At 62.1% G+C, this 18,477-nt stretch carries 15 protein-coding genes; 9 read left to right on the forward strand and 6 right to left on the reverse strand.

Annotated elements, in window-relative coordinates:
• Nucleotides 1–22 precede the first annotated feature (22 nt).
• Entirely contained in the window at nucleotides 23–811 is a 789-nt protein-coding gene (locus AB7951_RS06325) for an alpha/beta fold hydrolase (RefSeq protein ID WP_120291506.1), read from the reverse strand.
• A 3-nt stretch (nucleotides 812–814) separates the two neighbouring features.
• Nucleotides 815–2,110: an O-acetylhomoserine aminocarboxypropyltransferase gene (locus AB7951_RS06330; protein ID WP_120291504.1), complete on the reverse strand. Its 1,296-nt coding sequence runs from the start codon at nucleotides 2,108–2,110 to the stop codon at nucleotides 815–817.
• Between the two features lie 137 nt (nucleotides 2,111–2,247).
• On the opposite strand from AB7951_RS06330, the gene AB7951_RS06335 reads away from it, so the two are divergent.
• The 6 genes from AB7951_RS06335 (at nucleotide 2,248) to AB7951_RS06360 (ending at nucleotide 7,028) form a co-directional block, all read left to right on the forward strand.
• Nucleotides 2,248–2,490, forward strand: a complete 243-nt coding sequence (locus tag AB7951_RS06335; protein ID WP_068734329.1) for a hypothetical protein — start codon at nucleotides 2,248–2,250, stop codon at nucleotides 2,488–2,490.
• A gap of 177 nt (nucleotides 2,491–2,667) precedes the next feature.
• Nucleotides 2,668–2,880, forward strand: a complete 213-nt coding sequence (locus AB7951_RS06340) for a hypothetical protein (protein WP_147421707.1) — start codon at nucleotides 2,668–2,670, stop codon at nucleotides 2,878–2,880.
• A gap of 928 nt (nucleotides 2,881–3,808) precedes the next feature.
• The gene (locus tag AB7951_RS06345; protein ID WP_068735441.1) at nucleotides 3,809–4,222 is read left to right on the forward strand and encodes a DUF3830 family protein; all 414 of its coding nucleotides are present in this window, start codon (nucleotides 3,809–3,811) and stop codon (nucleotides 4,220–4,222) included.
• Entirely contained in the window at nucleotides 4,222–5,157 is a 936-nt protein-coding gene (gene puuE / locus AB7951_RS06350; RefSeq protein WP_120291499.1) for an allantoinase PuuE, read from the forward strand. The genes AB7951_RS06345 and puuE overlap by 1 nt, the downstream gene beginning before the upstream one ends.
• 24 nt (nucleotides 5,158–5,181) lie before the next feature.
• A complete protein-coding gene (gene uraD, locus AB7951_RS06355; protein ID WP_089265269.1) occupies nucleotides 5,182–6,069 on the forward strand; it encodes a 2-oxo-4-hydroxy-4-carboxy-5-ureidoimidazoline decarboxylase in 888 nt (295 codons plus the stop codon).
• A gap of 185 nt (nucleotides 6,070–6,254) precedes the next feature.
• The gene (locus tag AB7951_RS06360) at nucleotides 6,255–7,028 is read left to right on the forward strand and encodes a substrate-binding domain-containing protein (protein ID WP_120291497.1); all 774 of its coding nucleotides are present in this window, start codon (nucleotides 6,255–6,257) and stop codon (nucleotides 7,026–7,028) included.
• A gap of 179 nt (nucleotides 7,029–7,207) precedes the next feature.
• On the opposite strand, the gene AB7951_RS06365 is transcribed toward AB7951_RS06360, so the two are convergent.
• A complete protein-coding gene (locus tag AB7951_RS06365) occupies nucleotides 7,208–8,602 on the reverse strand; it encodes a nucleobase:cation symporter-2 family protein (RefSeq protein WP_120291495.1) in 1,395 nt (464 codons plus the stop codon).
• Nucleotides 8,603–8,805: 203 nt separating this feature from the next.
• Here AB7951_RS06365 and pucL point away from each other — a divergent pair, with 203 nt between their 5' ends.
• Nucleotides 8,806–9,645, forward strand: coding sequence for a factor-independent urate hydroxylase (pucL, locus tag AB7951_RS06370; protein WP_120291493.1), 840 nt, complete (start codon nucleotides 8,806–8,808; stop codon nucleotides 9,643–9,645).
• 292 nt (nucleotides 9,646–9,937) lie between these two features.
• On the opposite strand, the gene AB7951_RS06375 is transcribed toward pucL, so the two are convergent.
• Both AB7951_RS06375 and AB7951_RS06380 read right to left on the reverse strand, forming a co-directional pair.
• The gene (locus AB7951_RS06375; protein WP_120291491.1) at nucleotides 9,938–12,544 is read right to left on the reverse strand and encodes a molybdopterin-dependent oxidoreductase; all 2,607 of its coding nucleotides are present in this window, start codon (nucleotides 12,542–12,544) and stop codon (nucleotides 9,938–9,940) included.
• Nucleotides 12,541–13,362, reverse strand: a complete 822-nt coding sequence (locus tag AB7951_RS06380; protein ID WP_120291489.1) for an FAD binding domain-containing protein — start codon at nucleotides 13,360–13,362, stop codon at nucleotides 12,541–12,543. The genes AB7951_RS06375 and AB7951_RS06380 overlap by 4 nt, the downstream gene beginning before the upstream one ends.
• Nucleotides 13,363–13,519: 157 nt before the next feature.
• Here AB7951_RS06380 and AB7951_RS06385 point away from each other — a divergent pair, with 157 nt between their 5' ends.
• Both AB7951_RS06385 and AB7951_RS06390 read left to right on the forward strand, forming a co-directional pair.
• Complete coding sequence (locus tag AB7951_RS06385; protein ID WP_120291487.1) at nucleotides 13,520–14,869, forward strand: 8-oxoguanine deaminase; 1,350 nt, start codon at nucleotides 13,520–13,522, stop codon at nucleotides 14,867–14,869.
• A gap of 114 nt (nucleotides 14,870–14,983) precedes the next feature.
• The gene (locus AB7951_RS06390) at nucleotides 14,984–17,299 is read left to right on the forward strand and encodes a tetratricopeptide repeat protein (RefSeq protein WP_439061825.1); all 2,316 of its coding nucleotides are present in this window, start codon (nucleotides 14,984–14,986) and stop codon (nucleotides 17,297–17,299) included.
• An 83-nt stretch (nucleotides 17,300–17,382) separates the two neighbouring features.
• Here the strand turns inward: AB7951_RS06390 and AB7951_RS06395 are convergent, their stop codons facing one another.
• Nucleotides 17,383–18,462 (reverse strand): BMP family ABC transporter substrate-binding protein, encoded by a 1,080-nt coding sequence (locus AB7951_RS06395; RefSeq protein ID WP_120291483.1) that lies wholly within the window; start codon nucleotides 18,460–18,462, stop codon nucleotides 17,383–17,385.
• Nucleotides 18,463–18,477: the final 15 nt, after the last annotated feature.

Raw genomic sequence — 18,477 nt, forward strand, 5'->3', positions numbered from 1 at the left:
AGCCATCGCCGCGTTGTGGACTCTATTGCTCGTGCTGTAGCGCGGCGAGCACGTCGTCGGGGCGCTCGACCATCATCATGTGGCCAGTGCCCGGCAGAATCACCGTGCGGGCGTTTTTCAAGGCGGCGGCCAGGGTCTTGCCAGCCTTGGCGGGAGTCATCATGTCCCGCTCGCCGAGGATGAGCGTGACCGGGATTTCGAGCTGGGCCGCAGCAGTCAGCGCATTCTGGTATGTATTGCAGGCGTTGAGATCGGCGAACAGCACGCCCGGCTTCGTGGCTTCCAGCACGCGCTGCGCGCCGCTATGCATCCACAACCCCGGCGCGAGACTGCCGCCGAGTTCGGCGCGAAAGCCGAGCCCCCAGATTGACACCATGTCGATGGCGGAGTGCTGATTGGCTTCGGCATCCTTCAACAGATCCGGGCCGACGGTCATCGTCCCTGCCGTGCCCATCAGGTCGAGGCGCGTGACTTTACGGGGATGCCGCGCTGCGGTCTCCAGCGCAATCAGCGAGCCCATGGAATGGCCGATCAGCCGCGCAGTCTTTGTGCCCGCTGCCTCGATCAATGCTGCGGTCCAGTCTGCGAGATCGGCGATGGTCGTGAGCGCTTCACCTTGTGAGCGACCATGGCCGGGCAGATCCGGCGCCAGTACGGCGAAGCCATGATGCGCGAACCAGCGCGTATGCAGCGCCCACGTCGAGTGATCGAAGCCGGCGCCGTGGATCATCACGACGACCGGGAGCGATGGATCGAACGTGCGGCCGCCATTCGCGATATAGGTCTCGTGACCGTTGACGGTGAGTTGCATCGCTCAGCCCTTCTGCGAGATGCGCAGCGCCTGCGCGAGGTCATCGATGATGTCATCGGCGGCTTCGATGCCGACTGAGAGGCGGATCAGCTCCTCGCCGATGCCGGCGGCCTTGAGCTGTTCGGCATCCATCTGCTGATGCGTGGTGCTTCCGGGATGAATGACCAGTGTCTTGGCGTCGCCGACATTGGCGAGATGGCTGGTCAGCTGCAGTGCCTCAATGAATTTGCGACCGGCATTGCGGCCGCCCTTGATGCCGAAGGAGACGATGGAGCCGGCGCCGCGCGGCAGCAGGCGTTTCGCGAGTTCGTAATCCGGATGGTTCTCCAGCGACGGATGCAGCACCCAGTCGACGGCCTTGTTGGCCGTGAGCGCTGCGAGCACCGCATGTGTATTGGCCATATGGCGCTCCATGCGAATGCCCAGTGTCTCGACGCCTTGCAGAAGCTGGAACGCATTGGTCGGCGAGAGACAGGCGCCGAAATCGCGCAATCCTTCCGTGCGGGCGCGCATGATGAAGGCGGCAGTGCCGAATTGCTCGTCGAAAACGATGCCGTGATAGCCGGCATAGGGTTCGGTGAGTTGCGGGAATTTGCCGGAGGCGTGCCAGTCGAAGCGGCCGCCATCGACGATCACGCCGCCGATAGCGATGCCGTGGCCGCCGATCCATTTGGTGGCGGAGTTCATCACGATGTCGGCGCCGAGCTCGATCGGCCGCGACAGGAATGGCGTCGCGAAAGTATTGTCGATCAGCAGCGGAATCTTCGCGGCATGGGCGATGTCGGCGACGGCGGGTATGTCGAGCACTTCGAGGCCGGGATTGCCGATGGTCTCGCCGATGACCAGTCTCGTGTTCGGCTTGATCGCCCCCTTGAAGGCGTCGAGATCGCGCGGCTTGACGAAACTCGTGGTGATGCCGAAGCGCGGCAGCGTGTGGGCCAGCAAGTTGATGGTGCCGCCATAGAGCGAGGACGACGCCACGATGTGATCGCCGGCATTGAGCAATGTGGCGATGGCGAGATGCAGTGCCGCCATGCCTGACGCGGTGCACACGGCGCCGACGCCGTTTTCGAGTGCGGCGAGTCGCTCTTCCAGCACCGCCGTCGTCGGATTTGAAATGCGCGTATAGATGTGGCCGGCACGTTCGAGATTGAACAGCGCAGCAGCGTGATCCGAATCCTGAAACACATAGGATGTGGTCTGGTAGATCGGCACGGCGCGCGCGCCGGTGATCGCGTCCGGATGCTGGCCGGCATGCAGACTCAGCGTTTCAAAAGCAGGCGGTTTGGGTGCTGGCATGGTCGTTTTATCCCTGGGCACGATTTGCGACATCTATGGCACGAATCGGATGCGAGTGTGAGTCGGCGATATTTCAACTGATGGAACGAAATGCGGAGCGGCGACTTGTAGGAGGTCGATCACGCGGGAGAGTTATCATGAAGAAATTGCTGCTGTGCACTGCGGTTGCCGGTCTCGCGTTTTCATCGGTTGCGGCCGAGGCGAAAGGCTGTATCAAAGGCGCGATCATTGGCGGAATCGCCGGCCACTATGCAGGACATGGCAAGGTCGGCGTCGTTGCGGGGTGCGTGATCGGACGCCACGAGGCCAACAAGGCCGATGCGGAACGGGCGCAGAAGGCGCAGCATCCACAGCCGCCGAACGAGAATGGTCGCATCTAGATCGGCGTTGGTCTCAACGCTGGACGATGTTGCTAAAATTTGATGGACTAGACCGGTTCAGTAGAGCCTCACCCTCATCGGGTTGGGGTTCTTTTCGTCTCTGTACGATACCGGACGAGATTGGGCGTAGACGTGGTGCTGCATCGGGATGTGTTTTGGCTCGGCAAGCAATGGGCCGTGACTGGCTATGGAATTCAGGCTGTCAGCCAGAAGCACAATATGAAGTTCGATATCGAGGTGTCGCAGATCTGGAACGAGGATCTGGATGCGTTGATGCGCGATGAGCCGTGGTTCGATGCGCAGGATTTTGCACAGGCCGTGGATCGCGCGAGGCAGCGTGCGATGGAATCACCGCTGACGTTCAAGCCACCGCTGAGTGATGAACGATAGCGGCAGCGCATCATTGCAGGATTCAAATTTCAAACAGCCACTGTCCTGAAAACATGCGTTCGCATTCTCGCGGCGCTTGCGCGTCCGAGCTATGAGCATTCCCACCTCGCCCCCTTCAAGAGGGCGTGCGGAACGCCGGGTGCCCGTTGCACCCTTGGGCCTGATGCGAATGCGGTCTTCCGCAAGTTAGTGCATCAGGACTTTCGGAAGGCGCGGGGCAAAGATAGTGCCCGGCGTTCCGCATACGGTGTTTTTTCGGCTTGTCTGCGCTTCGCCGTGGCGATCGATCCGTTGCCACTATTAGTGTCCACGAAGGGACAGGGGGCCTCAGACAGTTGGCCGGACGCGTTTCGATTTAGTCGTCCATTACACTGTCTAGGGAGTCTTTCCATCTCAAACCCGGCCGTCTCCATGCCAGTGGCAGTGCTGGCGCAGATCCGTCCTGCCCGAAGACAGACGTCACCCCCAAACCGCGTAACGCCGCACCTCCGGCGTCCACCGCATCCAGCCCCGCGAACGTGACGATCGCGCTCGCCCCTCTCATCGGGGCCGGACAAAGGGGAATATAGTCCATGTAGGGATGTTGTCAATGGAAGATAGGAAAATATGTTTGACGTCTTCCTGCCCCCACACTCGTCATTCCCCGGCAAACCAATTGGTTTGCCTGAGGGCGTGGCCGGCGTAAGCCGGACGCGACCCCGGAATCCCAGCATGTTCAGCAAAACACCTCAAGATTCCGGGTTCGCACTACGCGGCTGTGCCGCTTCGTGCGCCCCGGAATGACGAGCAAGGAGGCCCCGGAATGACAGTGTTGGAGAGGGAACGCAGTCTACAGGCAACGCCGCCGAAAACTGCGGCTTGCTTCTTTCGCCCTCTGCTGCAATCTGGATGGATCACTGTCAGTCACTCCAATTACGAGATTCCACGGATGAGCCAGCTCAAAGTCCATGTCGGCGACTTCACCTTCGACGCGAAATTCGAGGAGAAGGACGCCCCCAAGACCGTCGCCGCCTTCAAGAAGGCGATGCCGTTTGTCAGCCAGGCGATCCATGTGCGCTGGAGCGGCGAGGGCGTCTGGATGCCGCTTGGCGATCTCGATTTCGGCGTGCCCTATGAAAACCACACCAGCTTTCCGGCGCCGGGCCACATCATCCTGTATCCGGGCGGCATCAGCGAGACCGAGATCCTGCTGGCCTATAGCGGCGTGCATTTCGCCAGCAAGATGGGCCAGCTCGCCGGCAACCATTTCATTACGCTGACCTCGAACCTCGAAAATCTGAAAGAGATGGGCAAGACCGTGCTCTGGAAGGGTGCGCAACCCGTCCGTTTCGAGATGGTCTGATGGCCGGGAGCGACTATCCCCGCGATCTGCGCGGCTACGGCCGCAATCCGCCCGATCCGAAATGGCCGGATGGCGCGCGCGTGGCGGTACAGTTCGTCGTCAATTTCGAAGAAGGCGGCGAGAACAACATCCTGCATGGCGACCGCGCCTCGGAAGCGTTTCTCTCGGATGTGCTGGGCGCACAGCCCTGGCCGGGTCAGCGCCATGCCAATATCGAATCCATGTTCGAATATGGCTCGCGCGCCGGCTTCTGGCGGCTATGGCGGATGTTCACCGAGCGCAATATGCCGACCACGGTTTTCGGCGTCGCGACAGCGCTGCAACGCAATCCCGAAATCGTCACCGCCATGCAGGAGGCGAAGTGGGATATCGCCAGCCACAGTCTGAAGTGGATCGAGCACAAGGATATGTCGGAGCCGGAGGAGCGTTTCGAGATTGCCGAGGCGATCCGCGTGCATACCGAGGCGACCGGCGCGCGCCCGGCCGGCTGGTACACCGGCCGCAGTTCGATCAACACCATTCGCCTGCTGATGGAAGCCGGCGGCTTCAAGTATCTGTGCGATTCCTATGCCGACGATCTGCCGTACTGGATCAAGGGGCCCAGCGAACCGCAGCTCATCATTCCCTATACGCTCGATGCCAATGACATGCGCTTCGTCAACCCGCAGGGCTTTGGTGGCGGTGACGAGTTCTTCACCTACCTGAAGGATTCGTTCGATGTGCTGTATGCCGAAGGCGCGACGTCGCCGAAGATGATGACCGTGGGCCTACATTGCCGCGTCGTCGGGCGGCCCGGACGTGCGGCGTCGCTGATGCGGTTCCTCGATTACATCGCGAGCCACGAGCGCGTTTGGGTGCCGACGCGTCTTGATATCGCCGAGCACTGGCACGCCAATCTGAAACATCTCGCCGCCGACGCCCGTGCCATCGGATAGACCAGGATTGGGATAGACCCTGTCATGACAGAGAAGACGCTCGACGAACTCAACGCCTGCAGCAAAGCGGATTTCGTCGCAGCGCTGGCGAATATCTTCGAATATTCGCCGTGGATTGCGGAGAAGGCCGCGGACAGCCGGCCTTTCGCGGGCGTGAAGCAGTTGTTCGCCGCGATGCGTGGGGTGGTCGAGGAGGCAGCTGCAGGCCAGCGGCTGGCGCTGATCAAGGCGCATCCGGATCTCGCCGATAAAACGCAACGCGGCGATCTCCTGACGGCGGAGTCCAATGCCGAGCAGAACAGCGTCGGGCTCGACCGGCTGTCGGAGGCCGAATATGCGGCTTTCGATCGCGTCAACAATGCCTATCGAGCGAAGTTCGGCTTCCCCTACATCGTCTGTGTCCGTCGTCACACCAAGGATTCCATCCTCGCGGATTTCGAGAAGCGGTTGCCGAACGACCCGGCCGCCGAGGTCACCGCATCGGTCGCCGAAATCTGCAAGATCGCGGCATTGCGCACCGATTTGCTGGTCGACGGGCCGGATCGCCTACAGGTGCATGGCCGGCTCTCGACCCATGTGCTGGATACCCATAGCGGCAGACCTGCGGCCGGGATTTCGGTCGAGCTTGTCGAATTGTCGAAGCTTGGCGTCAGCCGCGTGATTGCGCGCACGCTGACCAATCACGACGGCCGCACCGATGTGCCGCTGATCGGCGGCCGCCCGGTGCCGATCGGGCGTTATGAACTGACCTTCAAGGTCGGTAGCTATTTTGCGGAGCGTGGCGTGCCGATGTCCGATCCGCCGTTCCTCGACGAGATCCCGCTGCGCTTTTCGGTCTATGAACCCGAAGGCCATCTCCACGTGCCGCTGCTGGTGACGCCGTGGAGCTATGGGACGTATCGCGGGAGCTAAGGTTTCCTTCTCCCCGCTTGCGGGGAGAAGGTGGCGTCGCGAAGCGACGACGGATGAGGGGGAGCCAGCGAGTAAAACACTGGCTCCCCCTCACCCGACTTCCACGCGCTTCGCGCGTTCCAGTCGACCTCTCCCCGCAAGCGGGGAGAGGATAAGAAAAAAAGACGTCAAGCGGGAGAGACACCATGCGCCACATCATTCGTTCGCTGCTCGTGCTCGGCTGCGCCGTCGCCTCGACGCCCAGCGCTTTCGCCTCCGAAGTCCATGTGATGATCTCCGGCGGCTTCACGGCAGCCTACAAGGAACTGGTGCCGCAATTCGAGAAGGCAACGGGCAATACGGTCGTCACGGCCTATGGGCCGTCGATGGGCGAGACGCCGCAGGCGATCCCGATGCGGCTGGCGCGCGGCGAGCCGGCCGATGTGCTGATCATGGTGGGCTATGCGCTGGGCGATCTCGTCAGCAAGGGCAAGGTGGTCGCCGACAGCCGCGTCGATCTCGCGGATTCGCCGATCGGCGTTGCCGTGAAGGAGGGCGCGCCGAAGCCGGACCTGTCCTCGGCGGATACGCTGAAGGTGGCGCTGCTGAAGACCAGGACCGTGGCCTATTCGGACAGCGCCAGCGGTGTGTATGTCAGCAAGGAGATGTTCGAGAAACTTGGCATTGCCGACGCCATGAAGGACAAGGCGCGCAAGATCCCGGCGACGCCGGTCGGCGAGATCGTCGCCAGGGGCGAGGCGGAGATCGGTTTTCAGCAGATCAGCGAATTGAAGCCGGTCAAGGGCATCGAGATCGTCGGCCCGCTGCCGGCGGAGCTGCAGAAGATCACGGTGTTCTCGGCGGGGCTCGCGAGCAATGCGCCGCAGCCTGATGCGGGCAAGGCGCTGATCGCGTTTCTGTCCTCGAAACAGGCCGCGCCTGTGATCGTGGCTAGCGGGCTCGAGCCCAAGGTGAAGTGAGGCGGCTGTTTGCCTTCTCCCCGCTTGCGGGGAGAAGGTGGCGTCGCGAAGCGACGACGGATGAGGGGGACTCTCCACGAGCCGTGGCGTTCACGGAGAGTCCCCCTCACCCGACGCCCACATGCTTCGCATGCGGACGTCGACCTCTCCCCGCAAGCGGGGAGAGGTTAAGAGGCAAACTAATGCGTCGCCGCCGCGGCAACACCAGCCGCTTCCGCCTTTGCGGTCTCGGCACTGCTCACGCCATTGAAGAACGCGTTCAGGATCACGGCCACCAGCGCGCAGAGCAGGATGCCCGACTCCAGCAGCGGGTGCAGGTCGTGCGGCAGCGCCTTGAAGAAATTCGGCGACACGAGCGGGATCATGCCGAAGCCGACCGAGATGGCGACCACGAACAGGTTGCGCTGGTTGGTCTTGAAATCGACCGCGGTGAGGATTCGCGCGCCGGTGGCCGCGACCATGCCGAACATCACGAGGCCGGCGCCGCCGAGCACCACCTGCGGCACCGACTCCACCAAAGCGGCCATCTTCGGCAGCAGACCGAGCACCAGCATGATGCCGCCGCCGGCAATGGTGACCCAGCGCGAGCGCACGCCGGTGACGCCGACAAGGCCGACATTCTGCGAGAACGAGGTATAGGGGAAGGTGTTGAAGATGCCGCCGAGGAAGGTGCCGACGCCATCGGCGCGCAGGCCCTTGGTTAGCGCGTCCCTGTCGACCTTCTTGTCGGTCATCTCGCCGAGAGCCAGGAACATGCCGAGGGACTCGATCATCACCACGATCATCACGATGCACATGGTGACGACCGGCACGAGATGGAATTGCGGCATGCCGAAATGGAACGGCAGCACGATATCGACCCAGCCGGCAGTGCCGACCTTGTCGAAATGCATCACGCCGAGCACGCTGGCAAGGATCGCGCCCGCGATGATGCCGAGCAGCACCGAGACGTTGGACAGAAAGCCGGCGCCCCATTTGATCAAAGCAAGGATCACGACCAGCACGAACAGCGCGATGCCGAGCCCCTGCAACTGGCCGTAAGCCGGATTGGGGAACGTGTGCGGAACGCCATCGATCATCTTTGTGAACATGGGTAGTCCGCCACCAGCCCAGTTGATACCAACGCGCATCAGGGAGATGCCGATCACCATGATGATGGTGCCGGTGACCACCGGTGGAAACAGCGGCAGCAGCCGGCTGATGAAAGGCGCGACAATGATGCCGAAGATTCCGGCAGCGATGACCGAGCCATAGATGCCGAGCAGGCCGATCTCCGGGGCGGTGGCCATCGACAGCATCGGGCCGACCGAGGCGAAAGTGACGCCCATCATGACAGGCAGGCGGATGCCGACGCCGGGAAAGCCGATACACTGGACCAGCGTGGCCAGGCCGCAGGCGAACAGGTCGGCGGAGATCAGGAAGGCGACGTCCTGAGGTGGCAGTTTCAGGGCGCGGCCGATAATGAGCGGCACGGCCACCGCGCCGGCATACATCACCAGCACGTGCTGCAGGCCCAGCGCGAGCAGGCGCGGCGTCGGTAGCATCTCGTCGACGGGATGGACGCTCACTGTCATTGATCTAGCCCCTTGCTTAGGTGATGAAATATCGTGGCATTATGATCGTCAGATACAAACCCCGTGCCAGACGCCGCTGAAAGCCGTTTCGCCCCGGTGGTGCGGTGACCGGTGGCACGAAGGTTGCTCGAAAGTGAGCATTGCTCAATATATTGCCCGGCGACCGAAGTTCCGCGGTTGCCACTACAGACTGGAGGTCGTGCGTGCCGCTCATCAAGAACAGATATGGAAAAGGCCGTGTCCGCATCATGCGGATCCATCGCGACGGCGACAAGCAGGATGTCAGCCAGCTCAGCATCAAGGCGATGCTGGAAGGCGATTTCGGCCGGGCCTATACCGACGCGGACAACTCCACTTCAACGTCCACGGACACGATCAAGAACATCGTCAATGTGGTGGCGCGGGAGAATACCGCGCTGTCGACCGAAGAGTTCTGCCAGGTGCTGGCGAAGCGCTATCTCGACCTGTATCCGCAGGCGAGTTCCGTCAGCATCACTGCGCATGAAACCAAGTGGGCCCGGCTGGCTGTCGACGGCGAACTACACCCGCACGCATTCCTGCTCGACAGCAACGGCAAGCCGACCGTCGAGATCCATGCCACGCGCGACGGCGCGGTCATGAGTTCGGGCCTCGACGGTTTCACCTTCATGAAGTCGACTCAGTCGGGCTGGGAGAATTACTACACTGACAAATATTCCACGATCCAGCCGACCAATGACCGCATCTGCGCGACATCGATGGTGGCGTCATGGACATGGTCCGGCAAGCCCGCCAGCTATCCCGCGACCAACAAGACAATTCTGGACACGCTGCTGAAGGAATTCGCGACGACCTATAGTCCGAGCGTGCAGAACAGCCTGTATCGTATGGGCGAGAAGGTGCTGGCGGCGGTGCCGGAGATTTCCGAGATCAGCATGGCCTGTCCGAACATCCACTATATCCTGATGAATCTCTCGGCCTTTAGTCTCGATAACAACAACGACGTGTTCCTGCCGACGGACGAGCCGCACGGGCAGATCGAATGCACGGTGGGGCGGGGGTAGTTCGCGGCGAAGACAAGAGCGCCGAGCGTTCTTAACCTCTCCCCGCCCTCACGCGAAGCGAAGCTTCGCTAGGCGGGGAGAGGTCGCCGCGCCTTCGCGGCGGGTGAGGGGCGGGGCACTGCCGTCTCAGGTGTCATCCCCGCCTAGCACGCCGAAGGCGTGCGCGGGGCGGGGATCCATAAACACCAGGGATCTGTTTAAAGCGATGTGGTCGTGGCTCTGCCGCTCTTACCTTGATGATCGTGGTTATGGGTCCCCGCCTTCGCGGGGACGACACGTCTACTGACGTCGACTACTTCCCAAACTTCCTCTGCAACTCCGGAAAAATCCGATCGGGCTTGAACGGCACTTGCGTGAATCGAATCCCCGTTGCGTCGAACAGCGCGTTGCCCAGGGCGGCCGCGACGGGATTGTAGGGGCTTTCGCTCATCGACTTCGCGCCCAATGGCCCGATCGCATCATAGGTGTCGGCGAAATACACTTCGGTGCGCGGCAGATCGGCGAAGGATGGCAGATGATAGTCGCGGAATTTCGGATTGACGACGCGGCCGCGGTCGTCGATCACCATCTCCTCATAGAGCGTGGCCCCCAGCGACTGCGCGACGCCGCCTTCGATCTGGCCGCGGAGCTGCATCGGATTGGCGACGGCGCCAGCGTCCGCAGCCTGCACGCTCTTGAGAACCTTGATCGCGCCGGTCCCCTTGTTCACCGCCACGCGAAATCCATGGACGTTGAAGGCGACCGAACGGGGGGTGCCGCCCGAAGTTCCAGTGGCGCTTCGTGCGTTGCTGTCCGCCTTCATCGCCTCCATCAGTTTTTGCGCGGCGTCATGGGTGGCTTTGCCAGCGACGAATGTGCCGGCGCTGCCATAGGCGCCGGTGTCGTGGCCGCCGTTCCTCGTATCGGACTGGCGCAGATGAATCTGCTCGACGGTGCAGCCAAGTGTCGTGGCCGCGATCTGCCGATGCACCGTCGCGGTGCCATTGCCGAATTCGGCGGTGCCGACCGTGAGATCGTAGTCGCGGTCGTCACGTTTGGCGATGACGACTTCGGCGATGTGGCCTTGCGGCGGTACGGTGTCGATCATGGTGAGCGCGATGCCGTCGCCGATCAGCCAGTCGTCATCGAGGTCGTGTTTCGTCTTCGCCTGCATCGCCTGCTCGACCAGATCGAGGCACTGGTCGAGGCCGTAACTGCCGATCAGCACATCGTCGTAGTGGATGCCCGCGGGCGACAGCATGGGATCGCCGGGTTTGATGACGTTGTGCCGGCGGAAATCATACGGGCTGATGCCGAGCTGTTTCGCAAGGTCGTCGATGGCGGCCTCCACCGCGAACAGGGTTTGCGGCAGGCCGTAGCCGCGAAACGCGCCGGCAGGCACCGTGTTGGTATAGGCGACCACGGCATCGACCTTCTTGTTGGCGCAGTTATAGACGCCGAGCGATTCACCGCAGGCGTGAAACAGCACCGGGCCCGCATGATTGCCATAGGCGCCGGTGTTGGACAGCACGTCGAGCTGCAGCGCGGTGAGCTTGCCGTGCTTGTCGGCGCCGGCCTTGACCGTGACGCGCATCGGATGCCGCGTCGATGTGGCGATGAATTGCTCCTCGCGGGTCAGTTCCCATTTCACCGGGCGGCCGGTCTTGAGCGCGGCCAGCGCGAGAATGTCCTCGACGAACATTTCCTGTTTGCCGCCGAATCCGCCGCCGACGCGTTCGCAGAACACGCGGACCTTGTCGGAGGGGAGGCCATAGAGCTGCGCAAGTGCACGCCGCGTCAGGAACGGCGTCTGCGTGCTGGAGCGTACGTTCAGCACGCCGTCTGCATCCAGCCAGGCCATGCCGCCATGGGTCTCGAGATGGCCGTGCTGCACGCGTTGCGTGGTGAAGGTGCCCTCATAGGTGACGGCCGACGACGCCAGCGCTGCCGCGACATCGCCGAATTCGCCGTGTGTTTCGGCGATGACGTTGCGTGCCGCATTGCTGACGCGATGCACCGGCGTCTTGTCGGGGTGAATGACCGGCGCGCCGGGCGCGATGGCGCCCGCGGGATCGAATACCGCGGGCAGGATGTCATAGACGACGTCGATGCGGCGGCTGGCTTCCTCCGCGATGGCTTCGCTGTCCGCGACCACGGCGGCGACCTTCTGGCCAATGAAACGCACGGTGTCGTCGAGGATCCGTGTATCCTCGGGATCCATTGCATCGATCTCGTGGCGTGCCGTTGAGAACAATGTGGCTGGCGCATCCGCATGAGTCAGCACCGCATGCACGCCCGGCATCGCCTGCGCGGCTGACGTATCGATCGACACGATGCGGGCATGGGGATGCGGTGAGCGCAGCATCTTGATATGCAGCAACCCGTCCACGGCGACGTCGAATGTGTAGCGCGCCTTGCCCCTCACTACTTGGGGACCAGCGGGCGCGGGCAGGCTGCGGCCGAAGGCGGTGCCGGGCTCCGCGTCTTCCACATTGGACTTGCCGTCGAGTGCGTCTTCGATCGCGCGGTAGCCTGTGCAGCGACACAGATTGCCCTTCAATGACGCTCCGAGATCGGCGCGCTGTGCCTGATTGAGCGACGCGCAGGTCACGATCATGCCGGATGTGCAGAAGCCGCACTGGAATCCCTGTGCGTCCAGGAACGCCTGCTGCATCGGATGGATGCCGCCTTCGGGCGCGAGACCTTCGATTGTTGTGACGGCATGGCCTTCGGCGCGGAATGCCGGGATGATGCAGCTATGCACTGGCTCGCCATCGAGGAGCACGGTGCAGGCGCCGCAATCGCCGGCATCGCAGCCCTTTTTGACGCCGAAACGGCCGAGCTGACGCAGGAAGGTACGCAGGCATTGGCCGGCTTGCGGCTGCTGCGAAAAGCTGTGGCCGTTGATCTCGAAACTCATGGCTTGAAGCCCCGCAGCTCGGCGCGGATTTCTTCCGCGAGCCGCAGCGTCATCTGCTTGCGCCAGGCCGGCTTGCCGTGAACGTCATCGTGATAGAGGTTGTCCGGAATCCGGTCGAGGATCGCTTCTTCGAGCGCATCGGCATCGGGAAGTGTTGAGAGCGCGATACGGACAGGCCGCTTCGTCGAGGCCGTGATCGTCAGCCGCAAGCCATCTTCATCAAGGCTTCCTATCAGCAGCGCAGCAGATCGCCCGACCGGCGTCAGCGAGATCTGCCTGAATGCAGAGCGTCGTTTGAAGGCTGCAAGCGGAATGGCAATGCTGCGCAGGAGATCACCCGGCATCAGCACATTGCTTTGATCGCCGATGACGAAGTCCACCACATCGATCGTGTCCACGCTGCCATCGGCCTTCCAGATCGTGCAGACCCCATCGAGCGCGGCGGTGAGCGCGATCATCGGGCCGGCCGGTAGCGACATGCAGAGATTGCCGCCGACCGTTGCGGTCTTCCAGATCTTGAAAGACGCGAGGAAGGCGCGGCAACATTGATTGATCAGGGGCGATGCGATCCAGTCCGGCGGGCAGGCCAGCGCGTCCAGTTGCGCCACGGTGCATGTCGCGGCGATCTGCAATTCGCCGTCCGTGACGGTGAGGGCCGGCCATTTGAGATCGGTGAGGTCGATCAGCCGCGTCAGGTGGGTCTGCGGTTCGGAGAAAAGCCAGGTGCCCCCGGCGAGCCATGCATCCCCGGCACTCCATGTCGGCAGCTGTTCCCGCGTCGTAGGGCGGGCAACGGACGTGACCGTATTCAAATCCATAGGGCGGTTATGCTTTCACTCGGCAATGACCCCTTGAAGTATCATTGTGAACCTTGCAAGACCGACGCCAAGTCGCCGACAATTGCAGAACAAATCGAAGTATTCGTGGCTGGTCCCTGAATTGCAAGGTCGGGTCCAGGACCTAAGGAGATGAGCCATGACAGAAACGCAGGCCACATGGATCAAGGATCCGCTCGGCATTTTCGCCGAGGGTGCCGAGCGCGGCATTGTCGTCAGGAATGGCCGGATTGTCGAACTGGTGCCGGCCGGCGGCCAGCCGGCAACAGCGGATGTGGCGGTCTATGATGCGAGCGCCCATGTGGTGCTGCCGGGGCTGATCAATACGCATCATCATTTCTACCAGACGCTGACGCGGGCCTTGCCGGCAGCGCTGGATCGCGAGCTGTTTCCCTGGCTGCAGGCGCTGTATCCGGTCTGGGCGCGGCTGACGCCCGAGAATCTCCATCTCGGCGTCAGCGTGGCGATGTCGGAATTGTTGCTGTCGGGCTGCACGACGACCACCGATCACCACTATGTGTTTCCGGCCGGCCTCGAACAGTCCGTCGATATCGAAGTGGCGGTGGCGCAGCGGCTCGGCATGCGCGTGCTGCTGACGCGGGGATCGATGAACCGTTCGGTGAAGGACGGCGGATTGCCGCCGGACAGCGTGGTGCAGGACGAGGACACGATCCTGGCTGATAGCGAGCGCGTGGTGGCGAAATTCCACCAGCGCGGCGAGGACGCCATGGTGCAGATCGCATTGGCGCCGTGTTCGCCATTCTCGGTGACGACCTCCCTGATGGCCTCGACCGCCGCGCTGGCCGACAAGCTCGATGTGCGGCTGCATACGCATCTCGGCGAGACCGAGGACGAGAACCGCTATTGCGAGGAGATCTATGGCTGCCGTCCGCTGGATTATCTGGAGCAGACCGGCTGGCTGAATAAACGCACCTGGCTGGCGCATGGCATTCATTTCAACGGGGCGGAAATGCTGCGGCTCGGCAAGGCCGGGACTACCATCAGTCATTGCTCCTGCAGCAATCAGCTATTGGCCTCTGGCTGCTGCCCGGTCTGCGAGATGGAGGATGCCGGCGTCGGCATCGGCCTCGGCGTCGATGGTTCGGCGTCGAATGACGGATCGAATCTGATGCAGGAAGTGCGCGCGGCATTTCTGCTGCAGCGGGCGCGTTACGGCGTCGGGCGCGTCAGTCACAAGGATGCATTGCGCTGGGCGACGAAAGGCTCGGCGGCCTGTGTGGGGCGGCCGGAGCTCGGCGAGATCGCGGTCGGCAAAATGGCCGATCTCGCGCTGTTCAAACTCGACGAGCTGCGCTTCTCCGGCCATGGCGATCCCCTGGCGGCGCTGGTGTTGTGCGGTGCGCATCGTGCGGACCGCGTGATGGTGGGCGGCGCATGGCGCGTGATCGACGGTGCGATCCCGGGGCTGGATATCGCGGATCTGATCCGCCGACACGGCGCGGCGGCGAAGGCGATGCAGACCCATTAAGAAAACTGCGGTGTCAAGGTAGGGGGTGAGAGAAAAGTGCGCTTTAAAGTCGCAGGCTGTGCTGGTAATTGAGAGAAATATTGCAGATTTTTCTCAGGTTCTTTCGGCACACTCATGTCGGCACCGGTCGAGTTCAGTTTTCGGGAAGCTATTGCGTTCTTGCAGTCGGGCCAGCTTGAGGATGCGGAGCGAGGACTAAGGAAAGTCCTCCGGCAGCAGCCCAGACACATTGCCACGCTCAACCTCCTGAGCGTCGTTCTCAGCCAGTTGAAACGCCATGCCGAGGCGGAACCATTTATCAAGACGGCTCTTCAGCTCGACGCGTCGTCGGATGCGACTTTCTACAATTACGGTCTCGTTCTGAAGGCATTGAAGCGTCCGGCGGAGGCCTTGCAGCGCTTTGACGGAGCGCTGGCGATCAATCCTGCCGTTGCCGATACCTGGAATGGCCGAGGGACTGTTCTCAACGACCTCAAGCGATACGCCGAAGCCATCATTGCTTTCGACAGGGCCATCGCACTGCGTCCGAACTATGCGGAGGTCATCGTCAACAAGGCAAGTGCCTTGCTCGGGCTCCGACAATACGGTGATGCGTGCGCGACTTACGATCAGGCACTCGCAATCAATTCGCGTCTTGCCGAAGCATGGCTTGGTCGTGGATGGGCGTTCATCGAATTGGCGCGTGAACGGGACGCCGAGGAGGCTTATCGTCATGCGCTGGCGCTGAAGCCGGACTGGCCGGAGGCCTTGTGCGCCCTGGCAAGGCTGTTGTTGCAGAACGGGGATATCGCACAGGCGCTGCGGCTGTCGTGCCGGGCACTGGCCGTACAGGAGACGTTTGAGACGAAAGCAACGGTGGCTGCTTGCCTGCAGTCGCCGCTGCTTCGGCCCGATGCCGGCGATATCAGATCGATCCTGGAGCGTGCGATCTCCGAGGCGTGGGTGAGGCCGTCCACCCTTGCGCCTGCCTGCGCGACCTTTCTCGTGCTCAGTGATGCATTGAGATCGGGCATGGCGCGGCTTGCCGATCCGGATTTTCGGTCGCAGCCGGCAGAGGCGATACTGGCTTCGTCGGGAATAGCAGCGTTTGCCGGGGATTCACTGCTGCGCGCCGTGCTGCAGGCGACACCCGTGTCGAACCCGTTGCTGGAAAAATTCGCGACCGAGCTTCGCTTCGTTCTCCTGAGCACTGCGCAAGGCCTATCCGGCGCCGCGGTGCCAGCACCCGTGCTGACGCTGTTCTCTGCCGTCGCACGGCAGTGCTTCATCAACAGCTATGTCTTTGCGCTATCTGCAATCGAGGCAGAGCACGTCGAGTCGTTGCGGAGCGACGTTGCTGCCAGACTAGCGTCGGGAGCGTCCGTGTCAGCTTTGTCGCTCCTGGCGATTGCCAGCTATATGCCGCTCCATGCTCTCGCCAATCCGGAGCGTCTTCTCGATCGCCGCTGGCCGGATAGCGTCGGCGCCGTGCTGGATCAGCAGATACGCGCCTGGCAAGAGGAACGGCGGCTCAGCTCCCTCATGCCGGCCTTGACGCCGGTCGAGGACGACGTGTCGTTGCAGGTCCGCAGCCACTATGAGGAGCATCCCTATCCGCAGTGGCTCGCTGCGGAGCCGATTGGTCCATCAACGACGCTCGATGCGTTTCTCTCCGAACAATTTCCTGACTCGTCCTTCATACCCGGTGGCAAGGAGGGATCGGTCAACATCCTGGTGGCTGGTTGCGGCACGGGCCGCTCGGCTATCCACGCGGCACAGAGATTCCGTGACGCGCAGGTCCTCGCCGTTGATCTCAGTTTGAAATCGCTGAGTTATGCGCGGCGGCAGACGCGTGCGCTCGGCATCCGCAATCTGCGCCATGCCCATGCCGACATTATGAAGTTGTCGTCGATCGGCCACACGTTCGAGATGATCGAATCGAGCGGTGTGCTGCACCATCTCGCCGATCCATTCGCTGCATGGCGCATATTGGTGTCGCTGTTGAAGCCCGATGGGGTGATGCAGATCGCGCTCTATAGCGAGATCGCCAGACGGGACATCGTCGCCGCGCGCGCATTCATCGCGGAGCGTGGCTATCGGCCCGTACCCGCGGACATTCGTCTCTGCCGGCAGGAATTGCTCGCCTGCGAGGACGGCATGCCGCTCAAGAACGTGACATTGACATCGGATTTCTTCAGCCTGAGCGACTGCCGCGACCTGCTGTTTCACGGGCAGGAACATCGCATGACACTGCCGCAGATCGAGCGGTTCCTGAAGGATAACGATCTGCGGTTTCTCGGCTTCGATGTCGACGTCGCGACGAAGCGAAAATATCGTCAGCGATTTCCTGCAGACATTGCCATGACCGATCTTGGGTCGTGGCATGTGTTCGAAACCGAGAATCCCTATACGTTCATTTCGATGTATCAGTTCTGGGTTCAGAAGATGTGATCCGTCGGAGCGAATCTCCGACGGTCATCAACGAGATATCCGGACGCTATCGTCCGGATATCTCGCGAGAGGACCGGCGGTGCCTACTTGCCCGGGATCTTGTCGTCGATACCCTTCACATAGAAGTTCATGCCGAGCACCTGGCCGGGGTCCAGCGCGTCGCCGCCCTTGCATTCCACTTCCTTGCCGTCCTGTCCCATGATCGGGCATTTGAACGGCTTCAGCGTGCCGGCGATGATGGCGGCTTCGGTGTCCATCGCCATCTTCTTCACGTCATCCGGCATGTTGGTATAGGGCGCCATCACGACCATCTTCTCTTTCAGGCCGGCCCAGGTGTCTTCCGACTTCCAGGTGCCATCGAGGGCCGCCTTGACGCGCTCGACGTAATACGGGCCCCAGTTGTTGGTGACCGCAGTGAGCTGCGTCTTCGGGCCGAACTTGATCATGTCGGAGTCCTGGCCGAAGGCGAGGGCGCCGCGTTCGGAGGCGACCTGCATGGCCGCCGGCGAGTCCGTGTGCTGCATGATCACGTCGGCGCCCTGATCGAGCAGCGCCTTGGCGGCATCGGCTTCCTTGCCGGGATCGAACCAGGTGTTGACCCAGATGATCTTGATCTTGATGTCCGGATTGATCTTCTGCGCGGCGAGCATGGTGGCATTGATGCCGGAGATCACTTCCGGGATCGGGAACGAGCCGATATAGCCGAGCACGCCCTTCTTCGACATCTTGGCGGCGATCAGGCCCTGGATGTAGCGGCCTTCGAAGAAGCGGCCGGAATAGCTCGACATGTTCTTGTCGCGCTTGAAGCCGGTGGCGTGTTCGAACATCACCTTGGGATTGCGCTTGGCGACTTTGAGCGTCGGGTCCATATAGCCGAACGATGTCGTGAAGATCAGCTGATTGCCGGCGCGCGCGAGCTGTTCGATGGAGCGCTCGGAGTCCGGGCCTTCGCTGACGTTTTCGAGATAGGTGGTCTCGATCTTGTCGCCAAATTCCTTGACGATCATCTGGCGGCCGACTTCGTGCTGATAGGTCCAGCCGAAATCTCCGACCGGGCCGATATAGACGAAGCCGACTTTCAGCTTGTCGGCGGCGACGGCTGCACCCAATCCGAGGCCGGTGGCCAGCAGTAGGGCGGCGGCTGCAAGTGCTTTCCTGTTCATACGCGTCTCCTGTTT

The organism is Tardiphaga sp. 285_C5_N1_2 (assembly GCF_052076065.1).
GTDB classification, from domain to species: domain Bacteria; phylum Pseudomonadota; class Alphaproteobacteria; order Rhizobiales; family Xanthobacteraceae; genus Tardiphaga; species Tardiphaga robiniae.

Excerpts from the sequence above, each read along its gene's own strand:
- AB7951_RS06325 (WP_120291506.1), bottom strand. The coding sequence starts at position 811 with ATGCAACTCACCGTCAACGGTCACGAGACCTATATCGCGAATGGCGGC.
- AB7951_RS06330 (WP_120291504.1), bottom strand. The coding sequence starts at position 2,110 with ATGCCAGCACCCAAACCGCCTGCTTTTGAAACGCTGAGTCTGCATGCC.
- AB7951_RS06335 (WP_068734329.1), top strand. The coding sequence starts at position 2,248 with ATGAAGAAATTGCTGCTGTGCACTGCGGTTGCCGGTCTCGCGTTTTCA.
- AB7951_RS06345 (WP_068735441.1), top strand. The coding sequence starts at position 3,809 with ATGAGCCAGCTCAAAGTCCATGTCGGCGACTTCACCTTCGACGCGAAA.
- puuE (WP_120291499.1), top strand. The coding sequence starts at position 4,222 with ATGGCCGGGAGCGACTATCCCCGCGATCTGCGCGGCTACGGCCGCAAT.
- uraD (WP_089265269.1), top strand. The coding sequence starts at position 5,182 with ATGACAGAGAAGACGCTCGACGAACTCAACGCCTGCAGCAAAGCGGAT.
- AB7951_RS06360 (WP_120291497.1), top strand. The coding sequence starts at position 6,255 with ATGCGCCACATCATTCGTTCGCTGCTCGTGCTCGGCTGCGCCGTCGCC.
- AB7951_RS06365 (WP_120291495.1), bottom strand. The coding sequence starts at position 8,602 with ATGACAGTGAGCGTCCATCCCGTCGACGAGATGCTACCGACGCCGCGC.
- AB7951_RS06375 (WP_120291491.1), bottom strand. The coding sequence starts at position 12,544 with ATGAGTTTCGAGATCAACGGCCACAGCTTTTCGCAGCAGCCGCAAGCC.
- AB7951_RS06380 (WP_120291489.1), bottom strand. The coding sequence starts at position 13,362 with ATGGATTTGAATACGGTCACGTCCGTTGCCCGCCCTACGACGCGGGAA.
- AB7951_RS06385 (WP_120291487.1), top strand. The coding sequence starts at position 13,520 with ATGACAGAAACGCAGGCCACATGGATCAAGGATCCGCTCGGCATTTTC.
- AB7951_RS06390 (WP_439061825.1), top strand. The coding sequence starts at position 14,984 with ATGTCGGCACCGGTCGAGTTCAGTTTTCGGGAAGCTATTGCGTTCTTG.
- AB7951_RS06395 (WP_120291483.1), bottom strand. The coding sequence starts at position 18,462 with ATGAACAGGAAAGCACTTGCAGCCGCCGCCCTACTGCTGGCCACCGGC.